The organism is Nostoc sp., assembly GCF_036916985.1.
In the GTDB taxonomy this organism is placed as follows: Bacteria; Cyanobacteriota; Cyanobacteriia; order Cyanobacteriales; family Nostocaceae; genus Nostoc.
Map to the genome: position 1 here is coordinate 77,075 of NZ_JBALFD010000071.1, position 13,225 is coordinate 90,299.

General features: G+C 40.5%; 11 protein-coding genes. 7 read left to right on the forward strand and 4 right to left on the reverse strand.

Going from position 1 to position 13,225, the window contains the following annotated elements; all coding sequences use genetic code 11:
- Positions 1-72: 72 nt before the first annotated feature.
- Positions 73-1,413 (reverse strand): carboxyl-terminal processing protease CtpB, encoded by a 1,341-nt coding sequence (gene ctpB, locus V7L07_RS23935; RefSeq protein ID WP_334694961.1) that lies wholly within the window; start codon positions 1,411-1,413, stop codon positions 73-75.
- A 311-nt stretch (positions 1,414-1,724) separates the two neighbouring features.
- Between ctpB and V7L07_RS23940 the strand changes: the two genes are divergently transcribed.
- Positions 1,725-2,423: a YdcF family protein gene (locus V7L07_RS23940; protein WP_335061332.1), complete on the forward strand. Its 699-nt coding sequence runs from the start codon at positions 1,725-1,727 to the stop codon at positions 2,421-2,423.
- Positions 2,424-2,674: 251 nt separating this feature from the next.
- Here V7L07_RS23940 and V7L07_RS23945 read toward each other — a convergent pair whose 3' ends face one another.
- Together V7L07_RS23945 and V7L07_RS23950 are read right to left on the reverse strand one after the other, a co-directional pair.
- Positions 2,675-2,785, reverse strand: coding sequence for a type II toxin-antitoxin system YoeB family toxin (locus V7L07_RS23945; RefSeq protein WP_335061363.1), 111 nt, complete (start codon positions 2,783-2,785; stop codon positions 2,675-2,677).
- A 147-nt stretch (positions 2,786-2,932) separates the two neighbouring features.
- Positions 2,933-4,177 (reverse strand): 3-dehydroquinate synthase, encoded by a 1,245-nt coding sequence (locus V7L07_RS23950; protein ID WP_442936084.1) that lies wholly within the window; start codon positions 4,175-4,177, stop codon positions 2,933-2,935.
- 493 nt (positions 4,178-4,670) lie between these two features.
- Here V7L07_RS23950 and V7L07_RS23955 point away from each other — a divergent pair, with 493 nt between their 5' ends.
- The 5 genes from V7L07_RS23955 to V7L07_RS23975 all read left to right on the forward strand — a co-directional run bounded on the left by V7L07_RS23955 (position 4,671) and on the right by V7L07_RS23975 (position 10,543).
- Positions 4,671-5,552 carry an EboA family metabolite traffic protein gene (locus tag V7L07_RS23955; protein ID WP_335061335.1) on the forward strand — a complete coding sequence of 294 codons (882 nt, stop codon included), beginning with the start codon at positions 4,671-4,673 and terminating at the stop codon, positions 5,550-5,552.
- Between the two features lie 58 nt (positions 5,553-5,610).
- Complete coding sequence (locus tag V7L07_RS23960) at positions 5,611-6,615, forward strand: TatD family hydrolase (protein ID WP_335061336.1); 1,005 nt, start codon at positions 5,611-5,613, stop codon at positions 6,613-6,615.
- A gap of 89 nt (positions 6,616-6,704) precedes the next feature.
- On the forward strand, positions 6,705-7,637 hold the full coding sequence (gene eboC / locus V7L07_RS23965) for a UbiA-like protein EboC (RefSeq protein ID WP_335061337.1): 933 nt from the start codon (positions 6,705-6,707) through the stop codon (positions 7,635-7,637).
- Between the two features lie 287 nt (positions 7,638-7,924).
- A complete protein-coding gene (eboE, locus tag V7L07_RS23970) occupies positions 7,925-9,151 on the forward strand; it encodes a metabolite traffic protein EboE (RefSeq protein WP_335061338.1) in 1,227 nt (408 codons plus the stop codon).
- Between the two features lie 15 nt (positions 9,152-9,166).
- Positions 9,167-10,543, forward strand: a complete 1,377-nt coding sequence (locus V7L07_RS23975; RefSeq protein WP_335061339.1) for an alkaline phosphatase family protein — start codon at positions 9,167-9,169, stop codon at positions 10,541-10,543.
- Positions 10,544-10,683: 140 nt separating this feature from the next.
- On the opposite strand, the gene V7L07_RS23980 is transcribed toward V7L07_RS23975, so the two are convergent.
- A complete protein-coding gene (locus tag V7L07_RS23980) occupies positions 10,684-12,720 on the reverse strand; it encodes an N-6 DNA methylase (RefSeq protein WP_335061340.1) in 2,037 nt (678 codons plus the stop codon).
- Between the two features lie 228 nt (positions 12,721-12,948).
- Between V7L07_RS23980 and V7L07_RS23985 the strand changes: the two genes are divergently transcribed.
- Entirely contained in the window at positions 12,949-13,194 is a 246-nt protein-coding gene (locus V7L07_RS23985) for a helix-turn-helix domain-containing protein (protein ID WP_334694971.1), read from the forward strand.
- The last annotated feature ends 31 nt before the right edge of the window (positions 13,195-13,225 follow it).

A 13,225-nucleotide genomic window follows, 5' to 3' on the forward strand; every position in this document is an offset into this window, starting at 1 on the left:
GTTACTAGCTAGTATGCCCAAATCCAAATCCTGGAACAATTAGAAGGAGTCAGAATTAGTGAGGAATTGAAACTAAAATTTCAAGTCACCAGCGCGACTCATGGGTTGAGTGGGTTGATTTGCCGGTGGCTGGGCAAAGTTATTATTTGATAAAATTGCGATCGCACGGGCATATTGCGGATCGCTCTTAGTGCCAATTAAATCTGGATTAGAAGCCAACTGACGCTCTTGTGCTTCTGTCAAGTCTAGTTTGATATCTGGCGTAATCCCTTTATGGTTAATATCGGTTCCCGCAGGGGTGTAGTAATGGGCAATAGTCACAGCCAAGCCGGAACCATCTGCGAGTTCATGAACTGACTGCACTAAGGCTTTGCCAAAGGTTTGACCACCAACAACTACCGCCCGCTTGTTATCCTTGAGTGCCCCTGTGAGGATTTCGCTAGCACTAGCTGAATTACCATCTACCAAGACCGCCAAAGGACGATTTGTCAAAGCAGTGCGATTGGCTTTAGTTTCTTCACTGCTGCCCACGCGGTCTACTGTTTTGACAATTCCGCCATTATCGTACCACATCCGAGCAATTTCAATGCTTGCCTGCAATAACCCGCCAGGATTTCCCCGCAAATCTAAGACATAAGAATCAACTTTCTTAGTATTCAAATCGCGGATGGCTCGTTGCATTTGGTCTGCGGCGTGGGCGCTAAATTCTCGCAAACGAATATAGCCAACGCGGCGATTCCCTTCTTGTCTGAGGGTATAGCGTACTGTTGGTACTTCAATACTTGCTCTTGTTAGCTTCAAATCAAAGGCATTTTGGCCCGTCCGTCCCAGTCGTAGTTTGATGGGAGTACCCGCTTTGCCACGGATTAACTTGGAGGCGTCATCCACTTTCATTTTGAGAGTGGGTTTGCCATCAATTGCCAAAATTTCATCGCCTGCTTTGATCCCAGCTTTCAGCGCTGGAGAATTTTCTATGGCTTCGACAACAGTTAGCCGCTGAGTTTTTTCGTTCACTTCCATCCGAACGCCAATACCAGAAACTTCTCCAGATGTTTGGTTCGTCAGGGCTTCAAACTGTTGGGGGTCCATGAATCGAGTATAAGGATCTCCCAACTTTTGTAAAGCTTCGCGGATGGCGGTGTATGCTTCTTCGCGAGAAGAGTAGTCTTTGCTTAACAGGCTTTGCCTGGTTGCTTGCCAATCTTGTTGATTAAATTTACCATCGACATATTCATGATTTACCAGTTGCCAAACTTGGTCAACTATCACTTTTGGGCTGTCTTGTAGGGCTAGAGCAGCACGGACACCACGAGTCCAAGCAGGGCCGAATACAGACATCGTAGCAGTCGTGGCGATCGCTCCACCAATCAAGGCTACTTGGAGCGGTGAGTAACTTTTCGCAGATTGGTTCATGTATACTTAGCTGGAATAATTGTGTTGTTGACAGTTTAGCAATCAGGCTTTCCAGAAAATTTTAAGTTTTTATACCCCAAAATAAACTATGCTCCTTCATCATTTTTATGGTTAAATGATGCCAAAATACCGCATTAGTTATTAACAACCATTTCTCAGTTTGTTAGCCTTCTCCGGAAGCCCATACTGACCTTATGACACTTTGATTAGCGTCATATTTGCATTCTCGATTACTTTTATAAGATAGCACTTTGCTCACTGAATTGCAGCACTGTTATATAGCCATTAAATCAGCTTTTCTTACCTAAGTCATGAAACGCAAATTTACCATCAAATCATTAATTTCTATTAAAAAAAAATCGGCTAATTTGTGGCAATTGTTACAAAAACTAACTAGCGGATTGTACGTTATCCTGGGTGTTTGGCTGATTTTTACTACTATAACCTTAGTTTTTGCTTCCTTGCAGCCTGTAGATGCCTTCTTTGTGCTTGGTGGCAGTATTCGTCGAGAGACTTATGTCGCCCAACAAGCAAAACAATACCCACAAACCCCAATTTTAATTTCTCATGGTTCCCCAGATCCCTGTATACGGTTAATTTTTGAGGCGGAATTAGCAGAGTTACAAAACGTTTGGTTAGAAAACTGCGCGAATTCTACCTTTGAAAATTTTTATTATGGTATTCCAATTTTGCGGCGTTGGGGAGTGCATAAAGTCATGTTGATTACCTCACCAAGTCATTTACCTAGAGCCGTATGGATCGCACAGATTCTTTTGGGCGCTCATGGTATTTGGGTAGAGTCAGAGATCGTTCAGGAGTTGGGCGTCCCTGGTAATAATGAATCTTGGCTTAAAACTGGGTTAGATGTAACACGCAGCTTATTTTGGGCGATTTTAAGTCAAATTATTCAACCGCAATGCTCAAATGTGACAAAACTTACCGAAGTAGATATGCAAGCTTGGGAAAATCGAGGTTTTCATTGTGAACACCAAGGGGGGTTGAGGAGATAAACTAATGTACTTCTAATTTGCGTAACTAGGACGGGCAAGACGCCCACCCCACAAGAGTTTTAATTCCAGGTAATATGCAAGTTAAATGTCCAATAGCTTACAGCAGTTTTCATGTGTTTGAACCACATCTATCGTAGGGGCAATTCATGAATTGCCCCTACTGTGTCAATACTTGTCGGGTTTTGGGGAAAAGGGAAAGGTGGGGCCCCCTCTGGGGATAAGGGGCGGGGGAAAGGGGAAAGAAAAAACCTTTAACCTTTACTCAAAACCCAATTCACTTGCTCGGATTCGATGACCTCATATACCAACCGATGCTGTATATTTATCCTACGAGAATAAGCACCTGATAAGTCACCAACCAGCTTTTCATAAGGTGGAGGATTTTAAAAAGGATTTTCTTCAAGGACTGCGAGTAATTCCTCTGCCTTTTCCTTTAAATTACTAAAAGCTAATTTCCTCGTGTCTTTTTGCGCTTGTTTTGTGTAAGGGACTTCCAAATAAAAAAATATTCAATTAACTCTTGTGGGGTGGGCATCTTGCCCGCCCAGTTTATAAAGTTCCCAACCTTGCAGCATCAAGATAGCATCTTTATACAAAGACAAATCTACGTGGTTAACTTCTATTCCTTCTCCGATTCCTTGTAGAAGAGTGATCGTTAATTTTCCTCCCAAGTGTTCACGGAACTCGGTAAGCCCCCTAAATATACAATGCGGATGCTCTAGTTGATCTAATTGCTCTGTCAATGCCGATACGTACAAAGTAAAGCCTAATTTTTTGAGTGTAGTTAGAACTCTTTGCCACTCTGATTGCAAGAGTTGCCCTGTTAAATATGAATAGGTCGTATCTAAAGCAATGCCGATCGCTACAGCTTCACCGTGACGTAGGCTGTAATTAGTTAAATGCTCTAGTTTGTGAGCAGCCCAGTGTCCAAAATCTAAAGGACGCGATGAACCCATTTCAAAGGGATCGCCGCTACCAGCAATATGCTCTAAGTGCAACTGAGAACAGCGATAGATTAGCCTTTCCATTATGTCCATGTCTCGATTAGCCAATTTATCAGCATTAGTCATAATGAAATTGAAGAAATCTGCATCTTTAATCAGCGCTACTTTCACCGCTTCTGCAATACCCGATCGCCAATCTCGATCGTCAAGGCTAGTCAGAACATCAAAGTCATTCAAGACAGCATAAGGTGGCATGAATGTACCCAAAAAGTTTTTCTTGCCGAAAGCATTAATGCCGTTCTTTACCCCTACGCCTGAATCATTTTGCCCTAATACTGTTGTTGGTACTCGTAGCAGTCGAATTCCTCGGTGAGCTGTTGTTGCTGCGTATCCTGCCATATCTAAAACGGCTCCACCTCCAATTGCTAATACGTAGGAGTGACGGCACAATCCAGATGCATTGATCTGCTGATGAATTTGCTCTATAAATCTAGAATCGTTTTTGACTGCTTCTCCACCCGGTACTACTATCGGTTCACCGCTTAGTGTTAGCACGTCTTCATAACGCTGGGCATAGGCTGATAATTTTTTTAGCAACCCATCCTGGGATTGTAAAAATCCTCCATCTACCACTGCTAGCACTTGCTTTGGGGTTATTTCCCCATCTGCGGCAATCACTTCTGCGAGTAAAGGATTATCTAGCTGAAACAAACCTTTAGTGAAGTAAACATCATAATTGAAAGTTACCCGAACACATTGGTTAATTGGTTGCAGATTAAGAGCGGTTTTTTGTTGAATAGCCATTTGAATATTATTGTTTTTGAAATAACTGTAAATAGATACATTGCTGCAATTAGAGTTGACGGCACAATGGACATAATAAATCCATTAAATACTTAAATATTATTTAAATGATTTACTAGACCAATTTAACTACTAAACTAATCACACTTTTTAAGTGCTTTGACCTTAGTAGATAAAGTCAAAATAGAATTAGGTTACAACTCTTATCAATGCCTGGACTTTATCTAGACTTTATACTGTATCTGATGTTGGCAACTGCAATGGGGATCATTATTACATAGAATTCTAAGTTTTTTCCGTAAGATAATTCAGTGTTCATGTAATTGAAATGATATCTTTACAATATCTTCTTTAAAGTCGGGAGATTTTTATAGATTCAGTGAATTTATGATCTCAGTAGAATACGAGCTAACTACTTCAATCCCAAAGTATCAAGTTTAGTGGTAGATTTTATACTTAGTTGTCATAAAGAAGTTGGACAACTTCTCCTGAATTTATCATGAGTAAAGTAAACAAGTTACTGCATCAATGGCTGTTAAAGTCTGTTTCAGAAAAAGCTTTTGCCTGGCTGGAACAGAAGCAGGCACAGATTGTTAGCGGTGCTGCGGAACAAGTGTTTTTTACAGCTTTTAGTGCCGTGCCGCGCTATCTCGGTAAAGAGGATTTGCAGCTAACATTCCAGGACTTAGAAGCAGCACAGGATGTAATTCCCGGTTGGTATCCTGCTCATTGGAGTGTAGATCAAGCAGGTCGCACACTCTTACTTTTAGCTTTACCCCACGATGATACTCAGGGGTATTTGCGATCGCTCGATCAATTCTTCTCCACTGCCGATATGGGGGAGTTAGTTGTTCTTTATCAAAGTTTGCCATTATTGCCACATCCAGAATTACATCGCCACCGTACTGCTGAGGGAATTCGCAGCAATATGAGTAATGTATTTCAAGCCATAGCATTACGCAATCCCTATCCTGCAAATTATTTAGATAATGCTGCTTGGAATCAAATGGTGCTGAAGGCTGTGTTTGTCGGCAGTCCGTTGCATCTAATTTGGGGTCTAGATCGGCGTGCTAACCCAGAATTGGCGAAGATGTTGGCAGCCTATGCCCATGAGCGCTGGGCAGCTAAACGCTCAGTTACACCAGAACTTTGGCGACCTGTAGGGAGGTTTGCCGATAGCGCCATCATCACAGATTTAGAAAAAGTACTGGCTAATGGGGCTATAGACGAGCAAAAAGCAGCAGCATTAGCTTGTGCCGAGTCTCCTTTACCCCAAGCGCAAGTATTACTTTCTCATTACCCAGATTTACAGTCATCCATTCAACAAGGTAATCTGACTTGGAGCAGTTTTAGCCGAGATGCTTGCGGCGATCTGCGCTAACGACTCTTTGTTTACAAATAGAAGGGACTGGGGACTGGGGACGAGGAGGACAAGGAAAATGCCCAATGCCCAATGCCCAATGCCCCATGCCCAATTCCCAATGCCCCATGCCCCATGCCCAATTCCCAATGCCCAATTCCCAATCATTAAAACCATGATGTTTATCGATCCTCATATTCACATGTGTTCCCGTACTACTTACGATTACTTAGTAATGCGGGAATATGGTATTGTCGCTGTCATTGAACCAGCCTTTTGGTTAGGACAACCCCGAACCAACGCCGGCTCATTTAAAGACTACTTCAGTAGTCTTGTGGGTTGGGAACGGTTTCGTGCTAGTCAGTTTGGCATCCAGCACTACTGCACAATCGGATTAAATCCGAAAGAAGCTAACAATGAAGCACTAGCAACAGAAGTTATGGAACTGCTACCACTTTATGCCTGTAAAGAAGGAGTTGTTGCCATTGGCGAAATTGGCTATGACGATATGACAGAAGCAGAGGATAAGTACTTTTGTCAACAGTTAGAATTAGCCAAAGAACTCGATACTTTAGTACTAATTCATACTCCTCATCGCAATAAAAAAGTGGGTGCTAGTCGGAGTATGGATCGCTGTATTGAATATGGCTTAGATCCCTCACAAGTAGTTATCGACCACAACAACGAAGAAACCGTTGAAGAAGTATTAGGACGCGGTTTTTGGGCAGCTTTCACGATTTACCCACAGACGAAAATGGGTAACGCCAGAATGGTAGAAGTTGTCCGTAAGTATGGACGCGATCGGATCATTGTAGATAGTAGTGCTGATTGGGGTATTAGCGATCCTTTGGCAGTCCCAAAAACGGCTCAGTTGATGTTAGATAGAGGCATTCCTGAAGAACATGTGCGAGCAGTTTGTTATGAAAATGCCCTAGCTGCTTACAGTCAAACGGGGCAAATGAAAGCTTCAGATTGGCTCAATCCCCAATCTGTCGATCAGCGTCAAATGTTCAGTGGTAATTCTGTGCTGCGGGGACAGGAACCAGGAATCAAATCAGTTTCAGATTATGTGTTGATTGAGTAGGGAGTAGGGAGTGGGGAATTGCATAAATATCTGATTTATCTGTAATATGCAGTTTATTTTGAGAAATTAGTAGACACGGAGGCAGATAAGTGAATGTTGCAAGCTTAAATTTTCAAGGCTGGCGGGGTTATCTAGAATTAATGCGTCCTGCTAATATTGTTACTGCTTGGGCGGATATTCTTGTTGGTTTTGCTGCTTCTGGCTCTGGGGTTATTTTTGCTAAATTAATTAACGGAGAAGCAAGTTTTGCCGTATTAATTCCATTATCTTGGTTGTTATTAGCTACAACTGGTTTATACGGCGGTGGTATAGTTTTTAATGATGTTTTTGATGCCGAATTAGATGCAAAAGAACGACCAAATAGAGCAATTCCGAGTGGTCGTGTATCTCGTCAAAATGCTACTTTATTGGGAAGTATACTATTTGCAATCGGGATTATAGCTGCTTTTCAAGTATCGTCGTTGAGTGCTGCGATCGCTATTTTTATCACTCTTTCATGCCTCCTCTATAACTCACTTGCCAAACATCATCCTTTTTTTGGCCCTTTAAATATGGGTTTGTGCCGTGGTAGTAATTTATTGTTAGGTGTCAGTGCTGTACCCGAAATCATCGGAGAACGTTGGTATTTAGCGCTAATTCCTGTTCTTTATATTGCTGCGATCACCGCAATTAGCCAGGGTGAAGTTCACGGTGGTAATAAGATTACGGGAGTACTAGCACTACTGCTAATTGCAATAGTTTTGACGGCAGTTTTAGCTTTAGGATTATTAGGAGAATATACAGCGATTGCAGCACTACCATTCGCTGTTTTATTAGCTGTCAGAATCTTGCCTAATTTTGTCAAAGCTGCACGTGAACCAATAGCCGAAAATATCCGAAATGCCGTAAAAATAGGTGTTTTATCTCTAATAGTCTTAGATGCAACTGTTGCATCTGGTTTTGCTGGTTTATATTACGGTTTATTAGTGCTAATCTTGCTACCAATTTCGATGAAACTAGCACAAATATTTGCTGTTACTTAAACTTGAATACCCAGTTATAAAAGGATGTTTGAAAAGTTTTGGGCGAATATAATTCGCTACTACACAAACCAAGTCCACCTCCGTGGACTAATGAGGAATCAAGGGTTTTTAACCCACGGAGGTGGGTAAAGTCTCGTGTAGCCGCGATTTCTAATCGCCAGGGCTAGTAAACAACCTCTAGGCGCGTATCTATGCGCCCCTAACCATAAATATGTGGTAGATATTTGATGAAATTGTATAAACTTCAGAAAACAGATTAATTATTTTATGAAATATGGGGCATAAAAATGAAAATCACAAAAGATAGCAACTTTCACTTAACTTATTGTAGCAATATTCATCCTGGTGAAAGTTGGCTAGAAGTTTTCGCTAATTTAAAAACCTATATTCCTGAACTAAAGTCGCGTTTATCGCCTACAGAACCTTTTGGTATTGGCTTGAGGTTAGCAGATATCGCCGCAAAACAACTTTTAGAAAGTAATAACTTAGCTCAATTCCAAACTTGGCTGATTAAACAAGATTTATATGTTTTTACTTTAAACGGATTCCCTTTTGGCGGATTTCATCGACAGGTAGTAAAAGACCAAGTTTATTTACCAGATTGGTCTACCGAAGAACGGGTTAATTATACATTAAACTTGGCGCAAATTTTAGCTACTCTATTACCAGAAGAACTTGACGGCGGAATTTCTACACTACCATTATCCTATAAACCTTGGTGGGAAAAAGACCAAGCAACCTTCGAGATAGTTTTGAAAAAGAGTTGTTTGAATATAGCACTAGTTGTTGTAGAAATGATTCGCATCTGCGAAGAGACAGGAAAGATACTCCATATTGATTTAGAACCTGAGCCTGATGGTTTAATTGAAAATACCTCAGAAATAATTGATTTCTATCAAAATTGGTTATTGCCAATTGGCGGTAATTATTTATCAGAAAAGCTAAATATTGAGCAGAGTTTAGCAGAGACTAAATTGCTAGAACATGTTCGGATTTGCTATGATACCTGTCATTTTTCAGTGGAATATGAGCAGCCAAAGTCTGTATTTACACTTTTGCAATTGGCAGGAATTAAGATTGGCAAAATTCAAATCAGCGCAGCAATTAAAGTAAAAATACCTGCTGATGTTGAGAAGCGTAGTTTGATAGTTGAACGTTTACGTCCTTTTGCAGAATCTACCTATCTTCACCAGGTAATAGAACGTCGTAATGATGGTACACTCCATCACTATCCTGACTTAATCACTGCACTACCACATTTAGAGCAATCTCTAGCTGAAGAATGGCGCACTCATTTTCATGTCCCAATTTTTATTCATGATTATCAAATTTTGCAATCTACTCAAGATGATATTGCTACTGTTTTGCATCTACTTCAGACAAATAATGCTTGCTCACATTTAGAAATTGAGACTTACACTTGGGATGTATTGCCATCAGAAATGAAAATAGATTTGCTGACTTCTATTCAGCGAGAATATGAGTGGGTATTAAAAGAACTGGCCGCAAATTAATAAGGAACTAAGTTTATGAAAAAAACAGTTATTCTAAATGTCGTAGGATTAACACCTAACTTAATAGGAGAAAACACACCGTTTTTATCTTCTTGGGCTGCGAAAGGGCAAGTAGTTCCGATCGCAACGGTGTTACCTGCTGTAACTTGTTCTGTTCAGGCTACTTATTTAACAGGAAAATTGCCTGATGAACATGGGATTGTCGCTAATGGTTGGTACTTCCGCGACGAATGTGAAGTGAAGTTCTGGCGACAATCTAATAAACTAGTGCAGGCTCCCAAAGTTTGGGAAATCGCTAAATCAATTGATCCAAACTTCACTTGTGCCAACCTTTTTTGGTGGTACAACATGTATTCTTCTGTAGATTATGCCATTACGCCGCGCCCAATGTATCCCGCCGATGGGAGAAAATTACCTGATATTTATACCCATCCTAGTGATGTGCGATCGCAAATTCAATCTGATTTAGGAAACTTCCCTCTGTTCGATTTCTGGGGGCCAAAAACTTCCATTAGTTCTAGCCAATGGATTGCCAATTCTGCAAAATGGATTGAGGAACGTTACAGCCCGACACTATCACTAGTTTATTTACCACATTTAGATTACTGTCTGCAAAAATTTGGTAACAATCAAACACAAATTCAAGCAGATTTGCGAGAAATTGATGCTGTTTGTGGCGATTTAATTGAATATTATCAAGCACGTAATACTCAGGTAATTATTCTTTCTGAGTATGGCATTACGCCAGTTTCTAAAGCTGTAGATTTGAACCGTGTATTACGAGAAAATGGTTTAATTGCTGTACGAGAAGAATTGGGGCGAGAACTACTCGATTTTGGTGCTAGTATTGCCTTTGCTGTTGCCGATCACCAAATTGCTCATGTATATGTGAACGATCCAGCATATATCTCGAAAGTGCGATCGCTTTTAGAAGCAACCGAAGGCGTAGCGCAGGTATTGGATGATGAAGGTAAACAAGCCTACCATCTTGCTCATTCTAGATCGGGAGAGTTAGTAGCGATCGCTCAACCTGATGCTTGGTTTACCTATTATTATTGGCTAGATGATGCAAAAGCGCCTGATTTTGCTAAAACTGTAGATATTCACCGCAAACCTGGTTACGATCCTGTAGAACTTTTCCTCGATCCGCAAATTAAATTTCCTCAAGGAAAAGTTGCTCTTAAGTTACTTCAGAAACAACTAGGTTTTCGCTACCTCATGGACGTGATTCCTTTGGATGCTTCCCTGGTGCGTGGCTCTCATGGTACTATTACCACCTCTCCAAATGAAGGGCCTCTATTTATCACCCATCAAACTCACCTAGTTGATGAAAATCGAATTGAGGCGACAGATGTTTTCTCGTTGATTCTCAAACATTTAAATCAGAAGTAGCGACATATCTTGGTAAGAATCTATAATTTGCAGATGGATCTATTAGCCCAGAAGTTAAGTTCTGGGCGGAATGTGGGGATTAGCTAGATTTTAGAGTTTTAATCAGTCCAGCGATGTCTACGACGGCCTAGGCCTACGCACTAATTATCACCGATATCAAAATTAATAGCATTGTTACTTAGTAACTCTAAGCACGCTCTCCTTGTTAGCTCTCGTGCTTCAATTCTTTCATGAATAGCCTGCTGCACCATTTTTGTTACTTTCTCCTGTAACAATTTGTCTTTTGGAATAGGTAATATGAGTTCATTAATCCGATCTCCTAAAGAATCAATAATGTCTTGAGTAAATCTCTTGGATTTAATCTGCTGTTGAACAGGAACAGAACTTAATGCCGCAAGCAGTAGATAAGGAGAGAGTTTAGAAAGATCAGTTACACGGAGTTTGTATAGGTGACTTTGGTAAATAATACGTGTGTCATATTTTGTCACAAATGCACAAGTACCAATCAGGTAAGTTCCATCTCGCACCATCAAGATGTCCCCTTCTTGAACATCTTGTTTTTTGGCATAATTCGTATAAATTTCTTCACTAATACAATGCTTTGGATCTACTTTTATTTCCCAATTAGATATGTCAGAGGTGCGAATAAAAGGTATATCTCCATTTCCGTAAGCAAGCTTACCTACTTCATCTCCTGTACTAATTTTTATTACTCCTGATAAAACTAAATCCCCAAACTTTATTAAGTGATGAGTATCCTTAAGCAGTTGCAGCGAATCATTAACTTCGGGGTTGTAATATCTAGGAGCTAAAACGTTATCTACGATTTGATTATCAGAGATGCTATACCCCAGATGAGTATACTCTTTTGGCATATTGCTTAAAAATTCATGATATTTCCTACCAATTTCAGGTAGTTCATCACATCCAAGTTGTCGTCCCCTGCTATCATGTCCGCACCATTTGGCTTCTGCCATGAAGATTCTGATCTTGCCACCGTCTAATTCCCTATCTGGCTTCTTTTGAAAAAGAACTAAGCAGGTTTTAGTGTGAGTTCCTCCCTTCCCTGAAATTTTAAAAAGAGACTCTGGCATCCCCAATACTGCTTTGATGTGTGCATATTCTCTAATGTAATTAATAACATATCGATAGTTTTTACTAGATATAAGGCTTTCTGGAACAACCATACCGATGCGTCCATTAGCTCTTACCAGAGAGAGGCAGCGTTCAACAAAAAGTACTTGTGGTGGAACGGAGTTTTGAAGTATATCAGATTTGACAAATTTAGATGTTTTCTTATCTGTTTTCCACTTATAACCCAGATCAAACACTTTCTGTACATTGCTGATCACCGACACAATACGAGAGCCAAAGGGAGGATTGGTTACTACACCATCAAAAGTACCCAAACTATCTTTCAATACGAAATTTTTCTCTCTTTCTGCTACCCAAGCAAGCGAGTCTGCACAGAAAACATTGGCGGGTGAGAGCGTAACTAGCGATAAGCGAGCTGCTGCGAGATTAACAAGATAGCTATCTTTATCTACTCCAAAAACACTGTTGGAGACATCTTTTGGAGAAACACCAGCAGTAACTAGACTACGTGCTATGGCATTGAGAAACCCGCCTGCTCCACAAGCTGGGTCAATGAATCTTTCCCCTGACTTGGGAGCTACAAGTGAAACCAAGAGTTCAACGGCATTCTGAGGTGTAAAAAACTGTCCCTCTTGTCCTCTGATGGTAGAACCAATAAAAATTTCGTAAGCATCTCCAAAAGGATCACGACTCCAGTTATTGAGGTGGATTTTATCTAGTTTCTGATCGATATACGTAATGCTTGCTGGGTCGAGCAATAATTCTTCTTCATGGCTAAAAATAGCCTGTATACCAAACAAGTTCGGTAATAAATCACGTAGCTCTGAGAATGCTTTTCTATACTGCTTGGCAACTAAAAAGGCATCGTTATTATCAAACTGGACTTGTTGTTTTATAAGATACAACTTGCAAAAGAGGCACTTAATCACCTCTGTTAGCAGTGCTTCATCACGAGTTGCTCCTACATATTGACCGGCAAGGTAGTTGCGGATTTGGCGGTAAGCTTCTTTGTAATCCAAGCCCTCACTGGCTTCTGATGCCAGCAATGACAACTGCTCATGGTTTTGAAGCCTATTTTTCATTTTATGTGATAAAGCTTTTGATTTTCATATTCTGATTGAATTAAATAATAAAACAGATACTGTTATTCAACAAGTCTTCATAAAATATTTGTATTTTTAAGCCATGACCACTCGAATTTACTGGCTCTGAAACGAGTGCAGATAATTCTGATACTAAGACCGTTAAAAAAGTCGATTTTGGACTATTCACAATCAGACTTTAAGATATGAGGCAATGTATTTCAAAACATGCCAAAGTCTTTGTTTTCCAAGGATTACGCAGTTTTTCTAGAAGTTCTCATAGAAAGCAGGAAAAAAGCTGGGTTGACGCAAGAACAACTAGCCGAACGCCTTGGCACAACTCAATCGGTCATTAGTAAGTGTGAACGTGGTGAAAGAAGATTGGATATTGTTGAATTGCGTCGGTGGTGCAGCGCAGTTGGGATTGGATTGCTCAACTTCATTGTTGACTTCGAGGAACGTTTGACCGAATGAATAGGCATCCTCTTCAAACGTCTATTGAGCA

Excerpts from the sequence above, each read along its gene's own strand:
- ctpB (WP_334694961.1), bottom strand. The coding sequence starts at position 1,413 with ATGAACCAATCTGCGAAAAGTTACTCACCGCTCCAAGTAGCCTTGATT.
- V7L07_RS23940 (WP_335061332.1), top strand. The coding sequence starts at position 1,725 with ATGAAACGCAAATTTACCATCAAATCATTAATTTCTATTAAAAAAAAA.
- V7L07_RS23955 (WP_335061335.1), top strand. The coding sequence starts at position 4,671 with ATGAGTAAAGTAAACAAGTTACTGCATCAATGGCTGTTAAAGTCTGTT.
- V7L07_RS23960 (WP_335061336.1), top strand. The coding sequence starts at position 5,611 with ATGCCCAATGCCCAATGCCCAATGCCCCATGCCCAATTCCCAATGCCC.
- eboE (WP_335061338.1), top strand. The coding sequence starts at position 7,925 with ATGAAAATCACAAAAGATAGCAACTTTCACTTAACTTATTGTAGCAAT.
- V7L07_RS23975 (WP_335061339.1), top strand. The coding sequence starts at position 9,167 with ATGAAAAAAACAGTTATTCTAAATGTCGTAGGATTAACACCTAACTTA.
- V7L07_RS23980 (WP_335061340.1), bottom strand. The coding sequence starts at position 12,720 with ATGAAAAATAGGCTTCAAAACCATGAGCAGTTGTCATTGCTGGCATCA.
- V7L07_RS23985 (WP_334694971.1), top strand. The coding sequence starts at position 12,949 with ATGCCAAAGTCTTTGTTTTCCAAGGATTACGCAGTTTTTCTAGAAGTT.